Annotated in this window: 24 protein-coding genes and 1 tRNA gene; 2 read left to right on the top strand and 23 right to left on the bottom strand. The window is 40.1% G+C overall.

The window, feature by feature from the left end; genetic code table 11:
• Positions 1-2 precede the first annotated feature (2 nt).
• The gene (gene pgk, locus LDM98_RS07550) at positions 3-1,193 is read right to left on the bottom strand and encodes a phosphoglycerate kinase (RefSeq protein WP_223898789.1); all 1,191 of its coding nucleotides are present in this window, start codon (positions 1,191-1,193) and stop codon (positions 3-5) included.
• 12 nt (positions 1,194-1,205) lie between these two features.
• The gene (gene gap / locus LDM98_RS07555; protein WP_223898791.1) at positions 1,206-2,201 is read right to left on the bottom strand and encodes a type I glyceraldehyde-3-phosphate dehydrogenase; all 996 of its coding nucleotides are present in this window, start codon (positions 2,199-2,201) and stop codon (positions 1,206-1,208) included.
• 61 nt (positions 2,202-2,262) lie between these two features.
• Between gap and nadD the strand changes: the two genes are divergently transcribed.
• A complete protein-coding gene (nadD, locus tag LDM98_RS07560; protein ID WP_223898793.1) occupies positions 2,263-3,180 on the top strand; it encodes a nicotinate (nicotinamide) nucleotide adenylyltransferase in 918 nt (305 codons plus the stop codon).
• 3 nt (positions 3,181-3,183) lie between these two features.
• Here nadD and LDM98_RS07565 read toward each other — a convergent pair whose 3' ends face one another.
• The 12 genes from LDM98_RS07565 to LDM98_RS07620 all read right to left on the bottom strand — a co-directional run bounded on the left by LDM98_RS07565 (position 3,184) and on the right by LDM98_RS07620 (position 12,983).
• Complete coding sequence (locus LDM98_RS07565; RefSeq protein ID WP_223898795.1) at positions 3,184-3,522, bottom strand: hypothetical protein; 339 nt, start codon at positions 3,520-3,522, stop codon at positions 3,184-3,186.
• 60 nt (positions 3,523-3,582) lie between these two features.
• On the bottom strand, positions 3,583-5,280 hold the full coding sequence (argS, locus tag LDM98_RS07570; protein WP_223898797.1) for an arginine--tRNA ligase: 1,698 nt from the start codon (positions 5,278-5,280) through the stop codon (positions 3,583-3,585).
• 102 nt (positions 5,281-5,382) lie between these two features.
• The gene (locus LDM98_RS07575; RefSeq protein WP_223898798.1) at positions 5,383-5,604 is read right to left on the bottom strand and encodes a twin-arginine translocase TatA/TatE family subunit; all 222 of its coding nucleotides are present in this window, start codon (positions 5,602-5,604) and stop codon (positions 5,383-5,385) included.
• Positions 5,605-5,669: 65 nt separating this feature from the next.
• Entirely contained in the window at positions 5,670-6,287 is a 618-nt protein-coding gene (gene gmk / locus LDM98_RS07580) for a guanylate kinase (RefSeq protein ID WP_223898799.1), read from the bottom strand.
• The gene (locus tag LDM98_RS07585) at positions 6,287-7,168 is read right to left on the bottom strand and encodes a hypothetical protein (RefSeq protein ID WP_223898800.1); all 882 of its coding nucleotides are present in this window, start codon (positions 7,166-7,168) and stop codon (positions 6,287-6,289) included. Before LDM98_RS07585 ends, gmk begins: the two co-directional genes overlap by 1 nt.
• 462 nt (positions 7,169-7,630) lie before the next feature.
• Positions 7,631-8,242, bottom strand: a complete 612-nt coding sequence (locus tag LDM98_RS07590; RefSeq protein WP_223898801.1) for a hypothetical protein — start codon at positions 8,240-8,242, stop codon at positions 7,631-7,633.
• A gap of 293 nt (positions 8,243-8,535) precedes the next feature.
• A complete protein-coding gene (locus LDM98_RS07595; protein ID WP_223898802.1) occupies positions 8,536-9,954 on the bottom strand; it encodes a hypothetical protein in 1,419 nt (472 codons plus the stop codon).
• A 448-nt stretch (positions 9,955-10,402) separates the two neighbouring features.
• Positions 10,403-10,479 (bottom strand) — tRNA-Arg (locus LDM98_RS07600).
• Positions 10,480-10,532: 53 nt separating this feature from the next.
• Positions 10,533-11,234: a uracil-DNA glycosylase family protein gene (locus LDM98_RS07605; protein ID WP_223898803.1), complete on the bottom strand. Its 702-nt coding sequence runs from the start codon at positions 11,232-11,234 to the stop codon at positions 10,533-10,535.
• Positions 11,234-11,557 (bottom strand): sigma-70 family RNA polymerase sigma factor, encoded by a 324-nt coding sequence (locus LDM98_RS07610; RefSeq protein WP_223898805.1) that lies wholly within the window; start codon positions 11,555-11,557, stop codon positions 11,234-11,236. Before LDM98_RS07610 ends, LDM98_RS07605 begins: the two co-directional genes overlap by 1 nt.
• Before the next feature lies 1 nt (position 11,558).
• Positions 11,559-12,368, bottom strand: coding sequence for a menaquinone biosynthesis prenyltransferase MqnP (gene mqnP, locus LDM98_RS07615; RefSeq protein ID WP_374706921.1), 810 nt, complete (start codon positions 12,366-12,368; stop codon positions 11,559-11,561).
• 54 nt (positions 12,369-12,422) lie between these two features.
• Positions 12,423-12,983: a phosphatidylcholine/phosphatidylserine synthase gene (locus tag LDM98_RS07620; RefSeq protein ID WP_223898809.1), complete on the bottom strand. Its 561-nt coding sequence runs from the start codon at positions 12,981-12,983 to the stop codon at positions 12,423-12,425.
• Positions 12,984-13,082: 99 nt separating this feature from the next.
• Between LDM98_RS07620 and miaA the strand changes: the two genes are divergently transcribed.
• A complete protein-coding gene (miaA, locus tag LDM98_RS07625) occupies positions 13,083-13,985 on the top strand; it encodes a tRNA (adenosine(37)-N6)-dimethylallyltransferase MiaA (RefSeq protein ID WP_223898811.1) in 903 nt (300 codons plus the stop codon).
• Positions 13,986-14,046: 61 nt separating this feature from the next.
• On the opposite strand, the gene nuoN is transcribed toward miaA, so the two are convergent.
• The 9 genes from nuoN to LDM98_RS07670 are packed head-to-tail and all read right to left on the bottom strand — an operon-like array spanning position 14,047 to position 25,363.
• Positions 14,047-15,537: an NADH-quinone oxidoreductase subunit NuoN gene (gene nuoN / locus LDM98_RS07630; RefSeq protein WP_223898813.1), complete on the bottom strand. Its 1,491-nt coding sequence runs from the start codon at positions 15,535-15,537 to the stop codon at positions 14,047-14,049.
• Complete coding sequence (locus LDM98_RS07635; protein ID WP_223898814.1) at positions 15,537-17,063, bottom strand: NADH-quinone oxidoreductase subunit M; 1,527 nt, start codon at positions 17,061-17,063, stop codon at positions 15,537-15,539. The genes nuoN and LDM98_RS07635 overlap by 1 nt, the downstream gene beginning before the upstream one ends.
• Positions 17,064-17,072: 9 nt before the next feature.
• Positions 17,073-18,992: an NADH-quinone oxidoreductase subunit L gene (nuoL, locus tag LDM98_RS07640; protein ID WP_223898815.1), complete on the bottom strand. Its 1,920-nt coding sequence runs from the start codon at positions 18,990-18,992 to the stop codon at positions 17,073-17,075.
• Positions 18,993-18,994: 2 nt separating this feature from the next.
• Entirely contained in the window at positions 18,995-19,297 is a 303-nt protein-coding gene (gene nuoK / locus LDM98_RS07645; RefSeq protein ID WP_008244681.1) for an NADH-quinone oxidoreductase subunit NuoK, read from the bottom strand.
• On the bottom strand, positions 19,297-19,860 hold the full coding sequence (locus LDM98_RS07650; protein ID WP_223898817.1) for an NADH-quinone oxidoreductase subunit J: 564 nt from the start codon (positions 19,858-19,860) through the stop codon (positions 19,297-19,299). The genes nuoK and LDM98_RS07650 overlap by 1 nt, the downstream gene beginning before the upstream one ends.
• Before the next feature lie 10 nt (positions 19,861-19,870).
• Entirely contained in the window at positions 19,871-20,494 is a 624-nt protein-coding gene (nuoI, locus tag LDM98_RS07655) for an NADH-quinone oxidoreductase subunit NuoI (RefSeq protein WP_223898819.1), read from the bottom strand.
• 10 nt (positions 20,495-20,504) lie between these two features.
• Entirely contained in the window at positions 20,505-21,539 is a 1,035-nt protein-coding gene (gene nuoH / locus LDM98_RS07660) for an NADH-quinone oxidoreductase subunit NuoH (RefSeq protein ID WP_223898821.1), read from the bottom strand.
• A gap of 1 nt (position 21,540) precedes the next feature.
• A complete protein-coding gene (locus tag LDM98_RS07665) occupies positions 21,541-24,021 on the bottom strand; it encodes an NADH-quinone oxidoreductase subunit G (RefSeq protein WP_223898823.1) in 2,481 nt (826 codons plus the stop codon).
• Complete coding sequence (locus LDM98_RS07670; RefSeq protein ID WP_223898825.1) at positions 24,014-25,363, bottom strand: hypothetical protein; 1,350 nt, start codon at positions 25,361-25,363, stop codon at positions 24,014-24,016. The genes LDM98_RS07665 and LDM98_RS07670 overlap by 8 nt, the downstream gene beginning before the upstream one ends.
• Positions 25,364-25,519 lie beyond the last annotated feature (156 nt).

Raw genomic sequence — 25,519 nt, forward strand, 5'->3', positions numbered from 1 at the left:
TTTTACTGAAGTGCTTCTATACCTGGTAGAGAAAGACCTTCTATCAGTTTCAGGCTTGCTCCCCCACCTGTACTTACAAAGGTCATCTCGTCTGCATCACCGGCACGTTGTGTCACATCGGCAGTATCCCCGCCTCCAACGATCGTCGTTGCATGTGTTTGTGCAATGTTATTTGACATCGCAAAACTTCCTTTTGAATATCTGTCCATCTCATACACGCCCATAGGACCGTTCCATATGATCGTTTGAGCATCATTGAGTGCTTCACGGAAAAGCCTTGAAGAGGCAGGTCCGATGTCCAATCCCATCCAATCTGAAGGTATCTCTTGTATAGGGAGAAATTTCACTGTCGTCTTTTCTGAAAATTCCGGTGCTACCACCACATCAACCGGCAAATAGAATTTGACTCCCAGCTCTTTGGCTTTGGTCATAATGCGTTTTGCTTCATCCAACAGATCATCTTCAACCAATGAAGTACCTACTTCATACCCTTGTGCCTTGAGGAACGTAAATGCCATTCCACCGCCTATGATGATCTTATCTACTTTATTGATAAGGTTTGTCAATGCCTGGAGCTTTCCTGATACCTTGGAACCACCTACCACTGCGATAAAGGGGCGTACAGGATTTTCAAGTACCTTAGAGAAGAAGTTTATCTCTTTGCTCATAAGAAAACCTGCTGCTTTATGGTCTGAGTCAAAGAATTTGGTGATCGCATCAATAGAAGCATGTTTTCTATGACAGGCACCAAATGCATCATTCACGTAAAACTCTGCAAAACTTGCCAACTGCTCTGCAAATGCCGTATCATTTTCAGTTTCCCCTGCTTCATAACGAAGATTCTCAAGCAAAAGTACATCACCCTCTTTCATAGCGGCTGCCTTAGCTTTAGCGTCCTCACCTACCACATCTTCCGCCATAAAGATATCATTGTCTACTTTGAGGAGTGTACGCAGTCTTTTGGCTACAGGTGCCAAAGAATACTTCTCTTCATACTTGCCCGGTTCTGGTCTTTCATAGTGAGAAGCAAGAATGATTTTACAGTCTCTGTCTATACAATAACGGATGGTTGCCAAAGCAGAACGGATACGTCTGTCATCTGTAATATTCCCAAATTCATCTTTAGGGACATTAAAATCACATCTTATAAAAACTCTTTTACCGTCAACCTTCAAATCTTTTAATGTTTTCATCTATTTCCTGTCTTACTTTTTACTGATGTGTACTGCCATGTCTACCAAACGGCGGGAGTATCCCCACTCATTGTCATACCAGGAGAGGACTTTTACCATGTTGTCCCCTATCACCTGGATCGTATCGAGCGGTACGACTGCACTCAACTCTTCCCCTAAAAAATCCTGAGAAACCCTGTACTCTTCGTCCACACCTAAAATACCTTTGTGTGAACCTTCGCTGGCCGTTTTAAAGGCGGCTTGTACCTCTTCGACCGTCACATTTGTGTTGAGTGTCACTGTCAGATCGACCATAGAGACATCCGGTGTCGGCACTCTTATCGCCTGTCCGTTCAACTTGCCTGCAAGATTCGGAAGCACTTTGGAGATGGCTTTGGCTGCACCCGTTGTCGTAGGTACCAGATTTGTTGCCCCAGCACGCCCTTTTCTAGGATCTTTTTTATGCTTGGCATCCAAGATAGGCTGCGAAGAAGTATAGGAGTGAATCGTGGTCATCAATCCTTTTTCTATACCAAATACATCATCCAGCACTTTTGCCACAGGCGCCAGTCCGTTGGTCGTACAGCTGGCATTTGAGATGATCGCTTCTCCTGCGTAATCATCGGCATTGGCACCAAGTACGAAGGTAGCCGTGTCATCTTTTGCCGGTGCGGAAAAAACCACTTTCTTGACACCGTTGTCCAAGTAAGGCTGTACACTCTCCGCTGTCAGGAATGCTCCTGTACACTCCAGGACAAGATCCGCACCGCAAGAGGCGAAATCCAGCTTAGAGAGATCACGTTCAGCAAAGATCTTTGCTTTCGTTCCGCCGATATTCAGATACCCGTCGGCCACAGTGACATCATTACGTGTTCCATGGACAGAGTCATATTTTAGGTTGTATTGGATCATCTCATCAGAGCCCGAAGCATTCACCGCAACAAGTTCAATATCATCTCTATCTGCAATAATACGCGCCACACATCTACCGATTCTTCCCAGTCCGTTAATTGCTACTTTTACAGCCATACTTTACCCTTATGATTATTATGCTAAAATTATGCAATTTTACAGTAAATGAGGTTAGTATTTGGTTAATCATCAAAAGCCTACTATAGCTATCTTTGGAGGGAGTTTTGACCCTCCGCACAAAGGACATCAACTGATCGTTGAAAAAGCTGTAGAGAACTTACAGATCGATCAACTGTTTGTCGTACCTGCCTATCTGAACCCTTTTAAAATATCTACACTGGCCGATGCCTCTACACGGCTTGCATGGTGTCATACGCTATTTGACCCTATAGATCGTGTAAAAGTAGATGATTATGAGATCAAAGAGGGCAAAAGTACGGTAACCTCACAAAGTGTAAAACATTTTAACCAGGCATACGATGTCAAGTATCTGATCATAGGATCTGACAACCTGTCAACATTGACAAAATGGCATGCCTTTGAATGGCTGAATGAAACAGTGACTTGGGTGATAGCAACACGTGACGATCATCATTTGGAAACGGATGAACTTAAGAGCTGGAAGCTTCTTCCTATAGAAGCGCCTGTGAGTTCAACCCAAATAAGAGAAGAGAAAGATTTACAATTTATTGACGAAAAGATCAGAGAATCTGTCAAACATATATTAGAAGGGCAACACCATATGACAATAGACGAAAGAATAGAAAACATCGTAAAAATACTTGATGACAAGAAAGCGGAAGAGATAGAAGTATTTAACCTTGATGATGCGGATTACATCGCAAAACGTGTAGTGATCGCAAACTCACTCAACCCTAAGCACACCCTTGCACTTTTTGACCATCTGAAAACAGAGCTCAAAAAACAGGGGGATGCATTTCTTGCATCAGACTCGAGTGATGAGTGGTCCGTCGCTGATCTGGGAGATATACTGATCCATATCATGATACCCGAATACAGACAACGCTATTCACTTGAAACATTTTTAAATGAACTGGTTGAGAATCAGAAAAAGAAGGATAATGATCCTGCATAAAGATCAATGCACGGGGAGTATTTCCTCGTGCCCTGATCCTGCAAACCATTCCAATAACAAGAACAATCCAATAGTCACCAGCGGTGAAAAGATCAGCCACCCAACATATCTGTCTCTTACAAGATAGAGTATCAATCCACCCCATGAAATCACGGTCAATATCATATGCGCCAGGTATAAAGGCAGGACCTGTCGTGTTACATTTCCCATGACTGCCAATGCAATGATCACGCCAAACGTGAGAAACGCTATCAAAAGTTTTTTGAGATTTTTGTTTCGATAATACTGAAAAAAGAGGATACCAAGCGTAGCAAAGACCGCTAAAACACTAAGTGCTTTCATACGTACTTCTCCCTTTGAAGAGGCCAAAGCCCTTCGATATTTTGCGCTACTTTGTAGATATTATAGCTTATCGACAGTTTCGATCCCCAGTATATCCAATCCTTGTTTGATCGTCTTGGCTGTCAGATCAGCCAAGAGTAAACGGCTCATCTTTGTGGCTTCCTCTATACCCTCTTTGAGTATAGGGTTCTGTTCGTAAAAACGCATGAACAGTGTTGCCAACTCATACAGATAGGTGGTGATCTGGTTAGGTGAGGCATCCACTGCTGCACGGTTCAGTACATCTTCAAAACGAAGCAGCATCGTAGAGAGTCTATGCTCCAACGTATCGCCGATGATAATTTCACCCTCCATTGGGCCGCCATACTTTCTGAAGATGCTTTGGATCCTCGCATAGGCATACTGCATATAGAGCGAAGTGTTACCCTCAAAACTCAGCATCTTGTCCCAGTTAAAAATGTAGTTGGATTCACGGTTGATCGAAAGGTCCGCATACTTGACGGCTCCGATCCCTATGGTCTTCGCCAATGCTTCTAGTTCTTCATCCGAATAGCTCTCTTTGTCATTGATCGTCTCTTTGGCTTTGATAACAGCCTCATCAAGCAGTTCAATGAGTTTGACCGTCCCGCCTTCACGTGTTTTAAATGGTTTTCCGTCTTTACCCATCATCGTACCAAAAGCAATATGCTCAAGCTTCACATTTTCAGGGACAAAACCGGCCTCTTTAGCCACTCTGAAGACGTGTTTGAAGTGTTCACCCTGTCTTGCATCCACCACATAAGCAATACGCTGTGCCCCCAGTGTCTTTGCTCTGTAACGTAGTGCCGCAAGATCGGTAGTGGCATAAAGATACCCTCCATCACCTTTTTGAACGATCACCGGGACTTCCTCACCTTCTAAAAAGACACACTGTGCACCATCACTCTGCGTCAATAACCCTTTGGCATCCAAATCACTGATCACACTATGCAGGTCATCATTGTAAAAACTCTCTGCACGGACATCGTCACGTGTCAGATTGACACCCAGTTTTTCATATACCTCTTCGCAGTGTCCCAAAGAGATATCTATAAATTTCTGCCAAAGCGCCAAACAATGACCGTCCCCACTTTGAATTTTGACCACATACTCTCTGGCTTTATCTGCAAAACCTTCATCTTCATCAAAACGCCCTTTGGCATCCTTATAGAACTGCTCGAGGTCTTTCAAACTTACCGTACCCTCTTCATGTATCTCTTCAAGATAGGCAATAAGCATTCCAAACTGTGTACCCCAGTCTCCGATATGATTTTGACGTATAACCTCATCCCCTAGATAGGTTAAAAGGTTTGCCAGTGTATCACCGATGATCGTCGAACGCAAGTGTCCTACATGCATCTGTTTGGCCATATTCGGACCAGAATAGTCTACCACTACCTTGATGGGTGTTTCACGTTCTTCTACCCCAAGCCTACTATCTTGACGGGCTAACTCACATTGCGAAGCAAGCCAAAAAGGATTCAGCCATAAGTTAATAAATCCCGGTCCTGCTATCTCTGCTTTCGCCACTATGCCTGTTAAATCAAGATTTTCTATCAGTTGTGTTGCGATCTCTCTTGGATTTTTACCCAATGTTTTAGACAATGCCATCGCACCGTTAAACTGAAAATCTCCAAACTCAGGCTTTGTTGCTTCAGTTACACTCATAGGCTCGGCTTCTATACCCGCTTTGGAAAAAGCTTCTTTGATCACGTTATTGATTTGTAATTTTAATTTCATCGGTTTTCCGTCATAGTTAATATGGAATTGTAGTAGAAAATAGCTTCATAGCTATTTGGAGGAGTTTTTCAATACCGAGTCACAAAGTACTCAGTATCGCACTTAAGCGTTTTCGCTTTTTTTCTCTTCTTTTGAAGCTTCAACCTTAGGCTCTTCTTTGGAAGCGATCTCTTTAGGCTCTTCTTCATCATCCTTAATTGCTTTTTTAAAGTCTTTAATACCTTTTCCCATACCTTTAGCAAGATCTGGAATCTTCTTTGCTCCAAAAAGAAGCACAACAATCGCCAATACGATTAGTAATTCTGGCATACTCGGCATACCCATGTCAATCCTTTATATTCGCTACAATGAGCATTAATTTGAATAATTATACTGCAATAAAGTTAATATTACTTTTCACCTAACCATTGTCTTATAAATTTTTTTTCTTCTTCTATACTTTGTTTCAATCTAGCAGCCTTTGCAACGATCACAAAACGTTTTGTCGCTTCTTCTACCGTATCATTGATAATCGTAAAATCATACTCACCGACCGCTTGTATCTCACCTTTTGCATTTTCAATGCGCTTGACTATCACAGACTCATCATCTGTAGATCGTGCCCGGAGTCTTGTCTCCAATGCTTTCAATGTCGGCGGTGTGATAAATGCTGAGGTGGTGATGTCATTCATCTTTGCACGCACAAGTCTATGCCCCTGTACATCGATATCGAATATCACCAGTTTTCCCTCTTCCAAAGCTTCTCTTACAGGCTTGAGTGATGTACCGTAGTAGTTGCCATGCACCTCCGCATACTCAAGAAAGTTTCCCGCTTTGATATCTTCTTCAAAACTCTCTTTGGTGACAAAAAAATAATCTTTACCCTCTTCTTCACCTACTCGGGGAACACGCGTGGTCGTCGATATAGAAAAATAATATTCACCTATTTCATCTGATGCTGCGTTGATAATGGTACTTTTACCTGCACCGCTTGGACCTGAGAGTACTAAAATAGCACCTTGTTGCATTATTGATCATCCTCTAATTTAATTTTGATTTTTGTCTCTTTACCTTTTAAAAGCTTTTTTATCTTTTTAGGCTTCATTTGAGCCAGTGCAGCCATGATCGCTTCTTCAATGCGAAAAAGTTCCTCTTCACTCAATCCTGTCTCTTCTTTCTTCTGCTTTGTTTTAGTGGGTGTCCCGTCTACCTCTTCAGTAACATCATTGCTCAACTCTTCGACTATTTCATCTTCTTCTACGATCTCCAATCCCTCAGCGATCAGCTGCTCTTTGATCACTTTCACTTTGCGTGCTTCATATTCATCATCGCTCAAAGAGAGTGCATCTTCATTCTCTTCCATCTCATCATCCATATGTAACAATGCTTTGATCTTTGCTATTTCATCTCTGTTCAGTACTTCCGGAAGACTCACATCTTCTTCCGGTTCCAACATATCTTCAGACGCTTCATCTTCTTCGGACAAAGGAAAAATATCCTCCAAAACTCCATTCTCTGCCTCTTCATTTTCTAAAGAGAAAGAAACCATTGAAATATCTTCTTCTACTACTACAATATTTTCTTTGGTTTCTTCGAAATCGTTCAGTGGTATACTTTCAATCATGTTGATGATCTGTGAAGGCAGGAATGGTTTCTTGACAGTTGCATCAAAACCTTTCATCGCTTCACCGGCATAAGAGATAAAAACTTTTTTTCTGGCTTCCAATGTTTTAAGTAGAGCTTGAACCTCATCCACATAAGAAGCTTCATCCACAAAAACAATATCATACGAAACTTTATCCACTGCATCTGCACTCACTACTTCATCCAACAGTATGTGTTCATTTCTCGTGCAAAGCGCAAGCAATCTTGAGACGACAGGATTGATGTTAATGAGTAGGATTTTCATAAAAAGCTCTCTTGAATAATTTGATATTATTATAATATAAATCTGGTTAGGGCTTGGTTGTTTAAAAAAGATGTATTAAAGTAAAATAGAGCCTTCTTATTGGTTGTGTTCAGATTTTACGTAATTTGATGGAAGCGTACAATAGGTACGTTGAAAGAAGTGGTACACGCATAAGAATTCGAACCGAATCTAAGATTTTGCCTATTTCCTTGAAACACTCGGTATCTTAGGCGTTTTATACCCTTTTAACTAAAACAAAAAAATTAAATGTCAGTAGATAATAGGCGTTACTTATTGACAATTCCACTGACAGTCTATTTAAATAATTCCCTATTCATTAATAAAATGAAAACCTTATATTATTATATATTTTATAGGGTGTTACAAGTTCCTATGTTTACTTAGCAACGTATACTTTGATTATTAAAATCAGATATATGTATTTACGTAAGGTCATTATAATTATCTGTAATTAAAGAAAAGATAGCTTATCCAGTCCATCCCTACTTCATCGAGTTTCCACGAAGGAAGACTCTTCCTGTAATTTTTCACATAGATCTCGAAAGTCTCATCCATTGAGCGGTTACAGTCTATCTGCTTATCGTACTCATAAGATCTCTGGAGAACGAATCTGTTCAAATTCAGTGCCTCGGACCTATCCATGCTTTTGGAGAACTTTTCATTTACGACATCATCCAGTATGTTATTCTCTCTAATGTAGTCCTCTTCTACATTGATCGTAAAACGCCATCCGGAGGTATCCGTGATATTATGTTCTTTGAGGTCCCTGTCAATACATCTCTCTACAATATTCTCTTTGACCTCTTTGGCAATAAAATAATAGAGGTCATCTGAGCTGTAATAATCCCTACTGGCGTCCATAAGATGATCACGATATTTTTCATATGCAGGGTTACTCAGTGCGGGATGGTTATCATAGCCTATACCCGGCTCCTTATAGTCCTTAAGTAGATAGGCCACTATTCCAAATACGATCATGATGAAGACGAAACCTCCCAGAGCCAGGTTGGCAATTATTTTACCAAATCTTCCTAGGATAGATAATCTGTTCATACTGCACCTTTTTTTATACTATAAAAGTATATCCGAAATCTCATGATATCAGGAAAGGACTATACATAGAAATCAAAACCTTATAATCTAACATATTTTATAAGGTTATTCGGCATAGCGACGTTTGCGGGCCATAGATTTGTGCCCTTCAAAAGAAAACCTTATAAAATGCTCTATATTGGGATGTTTTATAAGGTAAACTATAAAAGAAAACATAGACTCAAAAAATTTAAAAGTTGTTAATTCATATCTATCAGTGATACAAAGTTCTGAATAATTTTATGGAAATATTTTTATTCCTCCACAAACTCTAACGAATGTACAGAATTTTCGTTCGAAGTAAAATCAATATGTACTTGATCACCTAATTTTATTATTGAGATATCTTTATCAATTTTAAAACTTAAATGTTTGAATTTATGTAGTATTTTAGGAAGTTTAACTTCAGTATCAAAAAGAGTTAATGTTGTTGACGACTTTTCTGGCTGCTCAAGATAAAAAGTACTATTTAAATCAGACAACTTATTTTTAAATGTGTCAAGATTTTCATCATTTACAATTACATCAGAACTAGCTTGCAATTCATTACTTTTTAGTCTTTTTTCTCCTTTTTGAATTGCAAGATATATTGTGTTTAATCTATCAAGCAGTTGTGAGGTAAAACTATAGTCTGTAAAACAAATAGATATATTTTGACTTTTTGCGATTTCTCTAGCAAAAAATATATATTTCAATTCATTAAAAACTTCTTTAATAAAGACTTCATTTGACATATCCTTAGGATCAATATCAACTATCTTTATTCCATCTTTTTCAAAAGTTCCATGTAATTTCCAGCCCTCTGATGCATTGAAGAAAAATTTATATACATTGTCAAAATACGGTAGATGATTTATTTCTACTCCATTCCATCGACTAAAATCAACATTGAATGTAAATTCAATATTTCTTTTTCTAGAATGAAAGTTAACATATGTTGAAATATTTACGATTCCATCAAATATTTTACCTTCCATAGATAATGATTTTGTGCCACTGTAAACTTGAAGTTCAATATCATTTATTGGGAAAAAATCTCCCAATTCATTTTGTTGCCAAAGTTTCAGTAACGATTTTTGTGGTGTAGGTTCAATTGATATTTCTTGACTGCTATATTCTTGATTTGATAATAATTCATCAAAAATTTTTGAACCTTTTATATTTATTTCCTCAATCGTAGATTTAAATGGCTTACCATGATGAAAAAGATCTTCCCAGTTTTTTTGAAACTCTATTGGATCAGAAGGTTTTATCGTAGGTGTCAACTTAACACCTTCTTTATTTTTAGAAGAAAATATAAAATTTGTAACATTATCTTTATATGATATATCTACTTTTAGCCTTTGATCTAAATTCATAAGGTGATTTGCTGTTGCAGATGAAACATTATGTACCATATCAGGAATAAATTTATTAGCATGACCAGTTAACGCAGTAGTTAGTGTATCAAGTGATTTATTATCATTTTTTTGATGAATTAATTCTTTTATATCTTGAGATTCCTTTTTTACTGTATCTTGAGTTGTTTTAGATTCATCTGTAGTAATAAGTTTAACTTTATCAAATTCCTTTTTGACAGATTTATCTATAGAATCTTTTGACTTAAAAAAGTTATCATAGATATAATTTGTTATCGTTCCAAAACCTATCGTTTCTAAAAGTTTTTCTATCATTATGTAGGCTTCCTCCATGATAATTTTACTTAAATAATCAAAAAAATATATTTCCTCGTTATATCAGTATCAGTAGTAAAATATGCATTGCTTTAATCTGTAAATAAAATTTATCACAATCATATCGTATATTTATTATAACGGCTATGTCCTAACGTAAGGAGAACTTTGATTTATGTGAAATAGAAAACATTATAAAATATATAACTTTATGATGTTTCCATCGATATAAAATGTCAAAAAGTATCATAAAAAAATACTTTTTAGTATCATGTCAGTTGAATACAAAAATGATACTATTTGGTATCATTTTTAAATACTAATAGTTTTCATAAAAAATCATGGGATCTTACAAAACAACAGTACAAAAGTGGGAGTTATCCTAATATTAAGAATTTTTAGAATTTCATTAAAAGTGATTTGTGAACGGTATAGTCGTTATAAATGGTGGTACACCCATCAGGATTCGAACCTGAGACCTTCGGTACCGCAAACCGATGCTCTATCCAGCTGAGCTATGAGTGCACATTTAAAGTGTAGTAGCGATAATTTAGAGCGCAATTATAGCAGAGAAATCTTTATTTATCAAGTAAATGCATGGGACCGAATAATTTAACTGCTTTAGGGTTGGAAATGAATGTATGATTGTAGGGATGTTCCAGTTCTATCGTTGCAAATTTATCCAGTGAAAACTGTTTCTTTAAATCCTTTGCATGCGTACCGAACAGGATGAGTTTCGGGGCATCATCCTCAAGTGCATTTAACAGTGTTTGCACAAAGGGTTTCCATGCTTTGACATGTTTTTTCGTACTCTGCTTGTCTGTAAAGATCAGTGCCGTATTTAAAAGCAGCACCCCGTTTTTTTCAAAATTACGCCGCAGCTCATCTATAGAATCGATCATGTCTGTTTTATCCAACTTTGCAATAGCTTCCTGCGAAGTATCGTCTGCTGTCAATTTATGGCTTGCGACGAGGGCCATCTTTATAAAATTACGTAAACTGGTTGCACGATTGACCTCTTTACTCAGACCAGAGTCTGAAAAGAGATTCTGTACTTTGGTATCGATAAAGGCATATCCCCCTGCACTCTCTTTTCTCGGATAGGGATCCTGGCCGAACAGGATGTATTTGACCTTCTCTTTGGAAAGGGTGTTAAAGGCGTTGAAGTAGTTTTCTTTGGAGGGAAAGTAGTCCTTATCTTCTTCTAAAAATCTCTGATACTCTGCCTCTAGAGAGGCATATGCTTCAGACAAAACTCTCTCCCATGAGCTTCTGGACATCAGTCTCTCTTTTTGAGTTTATCGAACTTGATGATCAGTTCTATCTTGCTCACAGGAATACCCAGTTTTTCAGAGACAGAAGCTTTACTTTCACCCGCATTGATCAGTTCCATCACATCATCAAGAGAAGAGAAATTGTCTATCACATCTTTCACTGCAACACGTGAGGCTTCATAGTTTGCTATCGTCACATTTTTGACATCCAGTATCTCATTGAGCTTTTTATTTTCTTTTGCCAGTTTACTGTTTCTGCTCATAAGCATCAACAGTATGATCACCAACAGTGCCAACAACGCTAAAACGGTGATATCCATCATTTCCATCTTATACAACCTCCATGATAATTAAAATTAAAAAAACAAAGCCCAAATAACCATTCACCGTAAAAAAGGCTTTGTCTATTTTTGTAAAATCTTTGTTGACCAGGTAGTGTTCATAACTCAACATAATGGCAGAGAAGAGTATGGCAAGCTGTGCCCAATAACCCAATCCTGATACAACTACAAAACCCACCCAGAACACAATGGCCATAAAGTGGAACAGCCTTGCGATCCACATGGTTTTGTCGGCTCCAAACTTAGAGGGAATGGAGTGCAAACCATGTGCTTTGTCAAATTCAATATCCTGAAGAGAGTAGAGCAGATCGAATCCTGCCACCCAAAACATCACCCCAATGGCCAGATATACAGACCATAGCGTGATCTCTCCGTTTACTGCCACGACACCTGCTATGGGTGCCAGTCCCAGGCTCACCCCTAAGATAAGGTGTGCCAATGGAGAAAAGCGCTTAAAAAGCGTATAAGCCCCAAGTACAAGTAAGATAGGCAAAGAGAGCTGAAAAGCCAAAGTGTTCACAAAATATGCCACCACGATGAACAGCAGTGCATTCATCACTATGAATCCTACCATTTGTGCATTGGATACCCTGCCGTCTACAGAAGGACGACTTTTTGTACGGGGGTTCAGTCTATCAATGTCTCTATCAAGATAACGGTTGACGCCCATGGCAAAGTTTCGTGCAGTGACTGCGGCCAGTGTACCTAAAAACAATAGTTCCCAACCAAACCAGCCTTCTGCAGCGACAAACATCGCAATAAAGATAAACGGCAGGGAGAACACAGAGTGTTTAAACATGACCAGTTCTGAAAAATGGTTCAATTTCTCTCTAAAATGATTCACTATGTCACTCTATGGATGAGGGATTTTCAGTTTAGAATTCAATGACCATGCAATGATCATTACTAAAACTGCGATCATATAACCATTTGTGATCACTCCGTAGGCATTCAACAGATAGAGGATCCATAAAAGAATGGCACCTAACGGTGTAGGTACACCTTCAAAGTACTTTTCAACTTCTCCGACATCCACTTTGAGGTTAAATTCCACCAGTCTTCTTAAACCGTTAATGATATACCATATAAATACCAGACCCAACAGTAGCTCTTCTATCCCTGTAATGCCACTGTAGTGTTTGACCGCATAAAAAAGTAAAAACGGTGGCATCACCACAAAAGAGAGAAAATCTGCAAAACTGTCAAGTTGTATCCCGAATTCTGTAGAAAGACTGTATTTACGTGCCAGCTTGCCATCTATAATGTCACAGGCACCCGCTATCCATGCTAATACAATAGCGGTAAAAAAATCACCTCTGACTATAAAAAATATTGCCATGATCCCCGCTGATACATTCATATAGGTTACCAGGTTTGCAATGTTAAAACGATTGTTCTTGTCAAATAAATTCATTCTTGCCTCTCTTTATCGATAGTGGTATTTTATCCTTTTTGGGGTTATGGTATGATTACGCTATGAGAAGTATGAAAACAGACTACAGTGAGGCACTCAATGCCAGATCCTAACACCTTTGAGCAACTTGCTCTCATCGGTCCTACAGCATCAGGGAAAACAGCCCTTTCCATCAAAATAGCCCAACAGATGAATGCCTATGTTTTATCCCTTGATTCACTCTCTATCTTCAAGGAGATAGATATCGTCTCTGCAAAACCTACTTTGGAGGAACGTGCCGGTATCGTACATTTTGGTATGGATCACCTCTATCCTGATGAAAGTTTTGATGTCACGACCTTTATCAGACTGTATCATGAGGTCCATAAATGCTGTCTTGAAGATGGAAAGAATCTTGTGATCGTGGGAGGCACCAGTTTTTACCTGAAGATGCTTATAGAGGGTATCAGTGACCTACCTAACATCTCAGATGAAACAAAAACAAAGACCCATGCCTATTTGCAAGATCTGCAAAAGAGCTATGCATGGCTTTCTGGTTTAGATCGAGTCTATATGTCCAAGATAGAATCCAACGATACCTACCGCATAGAAAAAGCTTTGAACATCTATTTGGAAACGGGGCTGACACCCTCACAATATTTTACACAATTCCCTCCTAGACCGACTGTGACCGAAGCGCTGCCCATCTACCAGATAGAAATTGATCGAAAAACACTCCGTGAACGTATAGCCTTACGTACGAAAATGATGCTCAATGACGGATTGATCGATGAGATTTGTATGCTTGAGAAAAAGTATACGCGTGCACCCAACTGTATGAAGTCCATAGGGATCAAAGAAACACTGGCTTACCTGGATGGTATCTATGACAAAAAGATGCTTAGTGAAAAAATCACTACCAATACAGCAAGATTGGCTAAACGACAGACAACATTCAACAACTCTCAATTTGATGATGTCATAAAAGGGGATATAAAAATGCTGGAAAAAATGTTACTGTAGGAGAAGAGGTCGGAAAATCAACCTTTCTACACGCTCAGCGCTCAACGCTGAACGCTAAATTTTAATAACCGCTGGCACTGATCATATAATAGAGATACGATACAAGCGGCTGTACATAGAAGATAGCTGCAACGGTTGCAACGGTTGCAAAACCGACCATGGCCATCAATGGTTTAGAGATGTTATAGTAAACCACATCCACATCTTTAACCGGATCTTTCAAGAACATATAGACAACAAGTTTCATGTAATAGTATGCAGCGATAGCCGAGTTAAGCCCCATAATGATCGCTAACCAGATATAACCGGCATTAACAGCCGCTTGCATCACATAGATCTTACCCCAGAACACTGAGAATGGAGGCACACCTGCCAGTGAGAACATAAAGAGTCCCATCACTACTGCACCCATAGGCATGATCTGGATCAGACCTGCAAACTTTTCATACGGGTGGTCATAACGTACATCGAATCTTCTCGTTTTGTGACGAGAGATCCATAACATTGAGAATGCACCAAGATTCGTGAACATAAAGAGTGCATAGTATAGGAATATCGCTGTGTTACCCTCTGTGGTATCCAGTGCCAATGCTGCTATAATGAAACCTGCATGTGAGATAGATGAGTATGCAAGCATACGTTTTACATCATTCTGTACCAATGCCATAATGTTTGAAAGTGTCATTGTAAGTACAGCCATGATAAGGATCATCCATCTTACCCATTCAACACCAAGATCAATATACATGCCAAAGAGTCTGATACTCACTACAAATGCAGCAATTTTAGGTACAACAGACATATATCCAGCCAACGCTGCAGATGCCCCTTCATACACATCCGGTACCCAGGTATGGAACGGGAAGAGTGAAAGTTTGAAGGCAAACGCAACAAGTAACAGTACCGATGAACCGAATACAGCGATCATGATTCCTGCTTCATTCAAGCGTGTTGCCATCACTTCTGCCACTTTATACAGTTCTACTGAACCTGTCAATGCATAGATCACTGCTGAACCCATCGCAAAGAATCCTGCCGCAAGTGCACCCATAGTAAAGTATTTCACCGCTGCCTCATACGAATTTGCTCTGTTGTGAAGTGCAATAAGTGTATAGAGTGCAAGCGATGCTGTCTCAAGACCGACAAAGATAAGGATAAGGTTATCCGTTGCTACCATAAACTGGAATCCTGCGATCATAAACAAGAAGAGTGCAAAAAATTCAGGATAGGAATACTCATGGAATCTTTTTGATGTCAATGCCAATGGTATGAATATCATAGAACCACCAATGATCATCAGCTGAGAGATGATTGAGATACCATCTATCAGCATAACATCAAAGAAACCGCGTTCATTGACATTGAGTCCGAGTACTGAACCAAAATCAACAAATAGAACCAGGATCGTTAACATCACATAGAGGGATTTATGTAATTTTCCATTCAGAAGATCAATGATCAAAATAATCAAACCACCGGCGATAGCTATAAGCATTGGCGCCAGTGTAATAAGGTTCAGGCTTTCTAAACTCACATTAATTGGCTCTAACATTAGTTCGCCTCCTTACTTGATTTTGCAACTTTTATCATATCTTTTGCCTCTTCCGTAATCGCTTTTTCATCCATAAAGCTTAACAGCGCTTTTACAGAGTTGTCTATCGGTTCCAATACTGGTTTAGGATATACACCTAACCAGATCACTATTGCAACCAATGGAATCAGTGACCATGTTTCTCTGGTATTGAGATCTTTGAGTTTTTTATTCTCTTCATTATTCAATGGACCAAAGAAAGTATGTTTCATGACCCTTAACATATACACCGCACCCAAAATAATAGAGGTACCTGCCAAGATAGTCATCATTGGTGTGACCTGGTAAAACCCAAGCAGTACAAGGAACTCACCCACAAAACCGATCGTTAGCGGTAATCCCACAGATGCCATAAGCATAATTCCGAATATCACGGCAAATTTAGGCATAACGGATGCTATACCACCAAATTCAGACATCAACTTTGTATGTCTTCTGTCATAGATCATACCCACAAGCATAAACAGTGCACCCGAAACGATACCGTGAGACAACATTTGGAAGACTGAACCCGACAAACCTTCTGCATTCATGGCAAAAAGACCAAGCATTATGATACCCATGTGAGATACCGAAGAGTATGCGATCACCTGTTTTATATCTTTTTGTGCATAGGCGATCATCGCTGTATAGATGATCATGATCAGTGACAACACAGCAATTGGTGTGATCGCCAAGACAGATGCATCCGGGAACATTGGAAGTGAGAATCTTACAAATCCGTAGGTACCCATTTTAAGCAGTACCGCTGCAAGAATGACCGAACCGATCGTTGGTGCCTGACCATGTGCATATGGGATCCATGTATGGAATGGGAACATCGGCACTTTGATCGCAAATCCAATAAAGAACGCTGCGAATAACCATAACTGGTAATTTACCGGTAATACCAATGCATACCAGTCTGTGATGGCAAAGCTCCATACCCCTGTAAGGTTATGGTAAATGTATGCCACAAACAACATACCTACAAGCATGATAAGTGATCCCATGAATGTATAGAGGAAGAACTTGATCGCTGCATAGACTCTTAAAGGTCCACCCCATGCACCGACGATATAGAGCATCGGTACAAGAGAAAGCTCCCAGAACAAGTAGAAGATAATCGCATCCAGCGCGACAAATACACCTACCATAGTCATCTCTAGGAATAGAAGTGTCACGATCATATTTTTGATATTCTTTGTTTCACCCATACTCGCCATACCGATAAGTGTCATCAGTGTCGTCATCAAAATGATGAACAATGAGATACCATCCGCACCAAGGTAGTATGAGATCCCCATGTCAGGGATCAACGGGATCATCTCTACAAACTGCATACCTGCGTTTGACGTATCAAAACTAAACCATAACCATACAGAAAGCAAGAATTCAATGGCAGCTACAGTAATACCATAGGCTCTTGCACTCTCTTTATCTACTATAAATCCAAGCAATCCTGCAACTGCCGGGAAGAAGACCAATATACTTAAAATATTTTCCATTTTTACCCCTTAACCTATCATCGCTGAAATCGCAGCAATTACCAATAACAGTACCGCACCAACAGCCATCCAGTTTAGATAGTTTGAAAGGTTACCTGTTTGCATACCTCTTGCTTTATCACCAGAACCGTAAAGGAACTTCGCAATATTGTCTACTGTCGCATCGACTATTTTCAGATCTACCTGCGTCCAGAACTTTTCAGAGATCATCATATACGGCTTCGTGATAAACTCTTCATAGAATTTAGGCACATAATATTGATTTTTTAATAATTTGTAGAAGAAACCACTTTCAACTTTTTCACTTCTTTCCCAGGCATTTTCACCTGTTCTTGCATATCTGTAGTACGCATAGGCGATACCTGATACGGCAAAAAAGATAACGATGAGTCCCAAATAGGTTGCCAAGTGGTGTGTATGTTCAGACATTTCATACTGTACGCTGTTCCCTATCTCATAGATAAATGCTTTATATGATCCCATAAACCAACCCGTGATGATAGCAAGTACTGCAAGAGGAGACATTGCTACCAGTACGAACTTGTACATTTCATGAGGGTGGAACCCTAGCGGCGTGTGACGGTCTTCCCCATGGAACGATAGGAATATTTGTCTAAATGAATAGAATGCCGTCATACCCGCAGTAATCACCAGCATAGCCCATAAAATATAGGTGTGCTCGTTAAATGCAGTCTCGATAATCGCATCTTTCGACCAGAACCCTGCAAATGGCGGCAGACCTGCAAGTGCAATGGAAGCGATGGTCATGTAGATCCATGTACCTCTCATCTTCTTTCTCAATGCACCCATCTTAAAGAGGTCCAGTTCATCATGCATCGCATGCATTACGTTACCCCCACCAAGGAAGAGGAGCGCTTTAAAGAATGCGTGTGCTGCAAGGTGGAACAGTGCGATCCAGTACGCACCGAGTCCTGCTGCAGCGAACATATACCCTAACTGTGAAAGTGTAGAATATGCAATAATTCTTTTCAAGTCACGTTCAACCAGTGCCATCGATGCTGCGTAGAACGCAACAAATGTACCAAGAGAGGCAATGAAGAAACTTACGCCTGCCACTTCTTCCATACTATAAAGCGGATTGGATCTGATGACCAGGAAAACCCCTGCTGTTACCATGGTTGCTGCGTGGATCAATGCTGAAACCGGCGTTGGACCCTCCATCGCATCTGTCAGCCATGTGTGAAGCGGGAACTGTGCAGATTTACCCATTGCACCGATAAAGAGTGCGATCGCAGCCGTAACTAAAACGGTTTCACCAAGATATGGGAGCTGAGCAAATACTTCATCATATTGAAGTGAACCTGTGTTCCAGTAAAGGATAAAGATACCGATCAACATACCAAGGTCAGCGATACGGTTCATAATAAATGCTTCATTTGCTGCCCATGACGGAGAGATAGAAGGATTGTCCTCTCTTGCCTGGTCCGGCTTGTGGTACCAGAAACCAACAAGAAGCCATGAACAGACACCCACACCTTCCCAACCTATAAACAGGCCGGCAAAGTTATCTGACATCACAAGTATCATCATAGAGAACACGAAAGCGGACAGGTATGAGAAGAATCTGTTAAAACTCTTATCATGGTCCATATAACCGATCGCATAGATATGTACTACAGTAGAAACCAAAGTCACGACTGTCATCATCGTTACAGAGATCTGGTCAACCACAAATCCAAATGGTATATTGAGATCCCCTGCATTGATCCAATCCATCATAGTGACATGTACAACGCTACCTGTTGTATAAAGGTTGAATGCCAATATTGCCGAAGCGACAAATGCCACGCCGATAAGCAGTGAACCTACAACACCTACAAATATTTTTCTTTCACTCATACCAAATAAAGCTGCAAAAAGAGAACCTACAAATGGTGCAAAAAGTGCTACATATACTAAATTTTCCATTCTTATCCTCTCATGCTTGCTAGGTCGTCAAGATCAAGACTTCCCTGTTTTTTATACAATACAATTAAGATACCCAGACCCACTGCCACTTCACTCGCTGCAATTGCAATAATGAAAAATGCAAACATTTGACCTGTGAGATCATTGTAATAGTGTGAAATCGCTGCAAATGCTATATTTACGGCATTCAGCATGACCTCAGTTGCGAAGAAAAGCATTAAAAGGTTTCTTCTTCTAAGTACCCCGACCAGACCTATAGAGAAGAGTATTGCAGATACGATCAAATAGTGAGAAAGACCTATCATCATTTTTCATCCTTTACTATCATAATTTCATCATCTGCACCCATATCTTCAGTGAGACTCACATCCATTTTTTTACCGGCAAGTATAATCCCTGCGATCATGGCTACAAGTAACATAAGTGCTGCTACTTCAAACGGTACAAGATACTTTGTAAAGAGTACGATACCCACATCCTGTGCATTACCTACACCTTCATGCATTGGGTAAAGTGCCTGTACACTTTCACTGAAGATCGGTGCAGCAAACATCAGTACCAATACCAGCGCCGATACTCCGCCAAGTAAAAATACTAAAGCGCTGTTTGTATTTTTCTCTTTGATATCTCTTGTGGCATCAAAGAACATCATCGCAAAGGCGTAAAGCGCCATGACAGCCCCGACATATACAACAAGTTGCACTACACCAAGGAAGTCTGCACCCAGGATGAAAAAGAATCCAGAGATAAGAACCATACCTGCAGCGAGCGATGTCATCGCATACAGTATATTTTTACTCATGACTGTGATCAAGAAAAGTCCTATTGTTAAAGCCGAAAATAGGTAAAAGGCTACGATTTCATACATTCTACTCTCCCTAATATGCTAATGGTGTTTTTTTAATGTTTTCATCTGCATTTGGAGATATCGCACCAAATCCATCATACTCTTGCTGCAGGTTCAGTTTGTCAAGAGGTGTTAACATATCTTCAAAGAGCGAGAATCCAGCCCTTTGCTCGGCAGCATTCTCATAACGCGGTCCATGCACAATGGCAAGTTCCGGACATACTTCTGCACAATAACCGCAGAAGATACAACGCCCGAAGTTGATCGTATATTCGCTCACTTCTTTACGTTGGTCCTCATCATATCTTGTATCCATAGAGATGCAGTTTGAGATACATATCTTTTCACAAAGACCACATCCGATACATCTGTAGTTACCTGATTCAAGTAATCTAAGCATATCATGGATCGCTCTATATCTTGGAGAGATCGGCATTTTTTCAAACGGATACTTTACCGTGTGACTATCACCTTTAAAAAGTGCTTTAAGCATGGATCTCATTGTGACCCAAAGTCCTACAAAAAGATCGCCTTTAACCGTTCTTTTTGCCACTTGAGAGAACTGTTCCATGGCCGTTTCAGGTTTACTTCCTGCATCCACTGTCATGTAGTTTTGTGTACCTACATTTCTGTTTTTAAATTGTTCTAAACTCATACCTAACTCCTTATACCATCATCACGACAGCAGTGATCAAAATATTGATGACCGCAATCGGCATTAATACTTTCCAACAAAGCCACATTAACTGATCCGGTCTGATATGCGGCCATGATGCTCTTACCCATAACATCAAGAAGAAGAAGAATGCAACTTTAAGAATAATGAACAACCATCCAAATGCACCCTCTGCATCATATCCACCTAAGAATACGATCGAAGCGATAATTGCTACGGTGATCATGTTTGCATACTCACCGATAAAGAACATACCCCATCTCATACCCGAATACTCTGTTGCATAACCCGAAACAACTTCTGCTTCATGCTCAAGAAGGTCAAACGGTGTTCTGTTCGTCTCTGCAAATCCAGCGATAAGGAACAGTACGAATGCTACCGGTTGTTGCCAGATCAGCCATGAACCTATACCACCGGATTGTGCCTCATTAAAGTCCACAAAAGACAATGAACCGACCAACATGATCGGTGCCAGGATGGAAAGACCTGTCACAACCTCATAAGATAAAAACTGGATCGCTGTTCTGGCTGATCCGATGATACCCCATTTGTTCGCCTGTGACATACCTGCCAAAAGCGGTCCGTAAAGTCCTGCTGCCATCATACCAAGTACAAAGAGTACCCCGATGTTCAGATCAGATGCGATAGAAGGTACAAAGGTACCACCAAGCAAAGGAATAAACTCAGGAACCGTAAAATCTGGGAAAACAGGTACGGCAGAGAGTGCAATAAATGCTGTGGCTGCTGTAATCACCGGTGCGACCATAAAGATCAGTTTATTCGCATTTTGTGGAATAATATCCTCTTTGGTAAAGAGTTTGATACCGTCTGCCGCAATTTGCAGTAAACCATATGGCCCTACGTGCATCGGCCCAAGACGTCTTTGCATAAATGCAAGCACTTTTCTTTCTATATATGTACCAAAACCTGCGATTGCTGAGATCACTGCCAAAATAATGATGGCTTTAATGATCACACCTAATGCAGTAACTTCTGGCAAGTTTTCTATGAGTGTTGTTTCCATATTACACCTTTCTCAATGTGACTGTTTGATATCTTGATCCTCCAAAGAGACCATATACATCTTTAGCAGCTTTGAAATCCGGAACTTTGACAATGTCACCTTCGATCTTTTCATCAGCCACTACATCCAGAGTAATGCTTCCATTTTCAAACACTACTTCAACTTTGTCTCCCAAACTCTCTGCTTTTGCCGGACTTGCATAGAGTGCGAATGCTTCAAAAATCTCATGTGCCTTGTCTGTAAAGTCATTAAATTGTCTTGCAGGGTTACATCTGTATGCGATCTCACCTTCAAGTGCTGCACTCTCATCAAACTTCTCAACGGTTGGTAGTGCTACCTCTTGCACTGTGACATCCAGTTTATATCCGCGGTTATCTACACCGGCATTCGTATATGCATTTGGTAAATCGTCGAAGGCTACAGATTTAAAGCCTTTTGACACAGGGAGCATCTCTGTCCAGTCGATCGTTAACTCTGGTGCACCTACAAGTGCTTTCACAATGTCATTCAATTCATATCCACCGTACTCTAAAGCAGCATTGGTAGGAAGTACTCTTTTAGCCATAGAGGTCAATGTTCCCTCTTGTTGATTCATTGCCGGCATATCCAGGTCACCGTCACCCAGTGCAGAGAGTCTAAAGTCACCGTTTTCATTGTAACCTACAGTATACCCGGAACAGTCATCATCAAGGTCACAGATCAGCGCAACACCCAGTGCATTTGACTTTGGTGGGGTCATCACCACATCCATGTTACATGTTGCTTCAATCAATGCTACCAGTTTAGCGAGGTTCTCTGCTTTTTCATGGAAGTAAAGGTCTTCACCGATCATAAGGGAGAAAGCCTCTTTTTTCTTCATCATTTTGTCAAACGCATCATCAAACTTCTCAGAATCTTTACCCAAAAGTGTCACAAGACCGTTGATCGTCACAGTGATCTCTTTTTCAACCGTCTCTTTGACTTTTTTAGACACTTCTTCCTCTTCACCGGTCTCTTCATTCAACACCATCTCTTTGACAGTCTTCATGACCTGCTCTTTCACCGTTCTGGTTTCTGAACTTTTAAAGCTTTCAATGTATTCTTTTACCTCCGCCGGAAGTTTCTCTTTGTCTGCAAAGAGGTCCAAGATAAGGTAGAGTGCTGCTTCTTCAAGACCAGCTTTGTGGACAAATGTTTCAACTGTTTTACCAAATGTAGGGATGAGTGTATCACCTACCGGGTGGAAATAAAGTCCTGCACCTTTGTTGAGTTTTTGTACATTGTTAAACGCATATTTAAGTGCAGGAGAGTCATTTCTAAGTGCTGCTCCTACAGAGATAACAAAATCGCTCTTCTTCATGATCGCATCTGTATCTGTAGAGTATAAAGAGCTACCTGAAGCTGCTGCATAGTGACCTAAGAATTTTTGGAAGGCTCTTACCTCTGGGTTATAAAGCTTAAGCCCCATTTTTTCTTTCAAGGTCTGAAGCATCATCGCTTCTTCATTCGTGATCATAGCGTTAAAACGTACAGTGTCTGCTTTTTTGAATGCTTCAAGCGCCGCATTGAATGCTGTTTCATCTTTGCTTACACCTCTGTTCTCAAAGTCATAGGCAAAACGTGCTGAACCGTCCAGTGATACATAGTTCCATTCATTGGTTACACGGTAGATCTTTTCAGATCTGTCTTCAATCGATGTCGGTTTTACTTCATAGTAAATTTGTGCACCATCACTTGAGTGTGCTGCAACCGCAGGTATTCTTCTTAAATCCCAGGCATTTGACTGGTAGACAAAATCACGGCTTACGAGTGCACCGACCGGACATACCGCGATACACTCACCACAGTCTGAACAGTTCGTAGCATCAGTACCATTACTCGGTGCGATCACAGACTTTTGAAGTTTATTCCACATAGCGTATGCATCTTTTGGCATCGTATCTTTATAGCTTTTGTCCAGATCGGCACCGCCTCTTTTTGCAGTAGTGATCGCTGCATCACCTACCATATCTTTACAGACAGTCGTACAACGTTCACATACGATACAGAGACCCGGATCATAGTGCAATACTGAAGACCAGTTTGTTGTCTCTCTTTTTGTATCCGGGATCATATATGATTGTGAATCTACGGAAAGTTCAAGCGTATAGTTCTGTAATTCACATTCACCGGACTTATCACATACACCACACTGGAGCGGGTGGTTCACATCATAAACTTCCATGATCGCTCTACGTTCTTCAAGAATGTTTGGTGTCTCAGTAGTGACCTCCATACCTTCTTTCACTTTAGCGTTACATGCATATACCTGTTTACCGTCTGCCTCCACTAGACAAATACGACATGCCAATGTCGGCGAACATCTTGTCAGGTAACATATAGCCGGGATGAAAACATCATTGGCACGAGCAGCATTCAGGATATATTCACCCTCTTTTGCTTTGTACTCTATACCATCAATCGAAATTGAGACCATATTATCTACTGTTTGTACTTCACTCATCGTTGTTTCCTATTTTTTGATTATTTATTTTTTCAAAAGCTAGTCTGCTAAATCTATAGGAGGATAGCAAAGATGCACTTAAGTTTATCTCATAAGCAGGATTTAACGCAATGATTCCTTTCATAGATGTATCAATTTTAAACACACGCATAAATTTAACCCCCTCGATCTCAAAAGAAATCAAGTCACCATCTTGTAATTTTGTAGCCATGGCAAACTGTTGAGAACCCCGCAATATCTCTTCTTTTTCTCTCTCTTTCGCTATTTCATTTTCAGCTTTTTTATAGGTATAGATCACTGCGCCATCATAGACAGGCAGATCATCTATTTCATCGATCACAATGTCCCTTATTTGCTCTTGGGGAATCACTCTGTAGATACACGGCTTCTTGATGTCCCCTTCACTAAGGATCTGGAATCCTTTCTCTTTGGGTAATTGATTGGTGTAAGCTAGAAGCGTTTGGGTATCTACACCCAAGATAGTGGCAATGCTATTTAATCCATCCACATCTGAAGCTTGCATCTCATCATTGACAGTGAGACATTTATCACTGTTGACATAGGTGCCCTCTTGACAGCTTTTATAGATGATTTTTTGACCTTGAACCACATCCTCGAGGTCACAGATCAATGCAACACCTAAGGCATTATCTGCAGGCGGCAGACATAAAATATTGACACCGGCATATTGTTCCAACAGTGCTATGAGTTTTGCAATTTGTGCTGCTTTTGGATGCGTATACAGATCACTGCCTATGACCAAAGAGAGTGTCGCTGTGTCATCTATAAGATCAAGCATCGACTCCAGTTCTTCTTCTCCTACATTACTTTCAGCACTGAGATAACCGATATCAAGATCCTCTAAAATATCTTCTATCTCTTGGGGAAGCGTCTTGTCTTCCAGCAGTGCATCTGCCAACAGTGCAGCGACACCCTCTTCACTTCCTACTTCATATTTTATAAACTGTGTGATACGGCTTTGAAGTTCTGCATCTTCTATAGGATGCATATAGACAAACTTGGGCTTTTTTTCTTCTAACAATTTGTGAACTACCGGTATAGACTCTGTACTTTCATCCTGAAACCATACCCCCAAAGAGATCACTACATCAGAAGCTGCCAAAGTCTCTAGATCACCTTTAAAAACATGATACCCGCTAACACTGCTGTATGCTTTTAAGAAATCCTGGTACCCTTTTGCTTCGGGACATACCAAGGTCTTACCCTGTTTCTCTTTCAATTCTTGAATGATGTGCGCTTCTTCATTGGTGATATCTGCTGAAAAAACTATACTGTCAGCCTCAACTATTTTCTCTTTTTGACTTTCATATGTGGACTCCACTGTCGTCTCTTCCTCCTATTAATCTTCACTTTAATGACCTTGGACAATACTACCCTATTGTCTCTGCTTCAAAATGCTTGTCAAGATTGTATTAGAAAACAAATTAAAAAACAAAGTTCTGTGTTAAAATGACTCATTCACGATTCATAGAGCCAT

This window comes from Sulfurovum sp. TSL1 (genome assembly GCF_019972135.1).
Taxonomy (GTDB): Bacteria; Campylobacterota; Campylobacteria; order Campylobacterales; family Sulfurovaceae; genus Sulfurovum.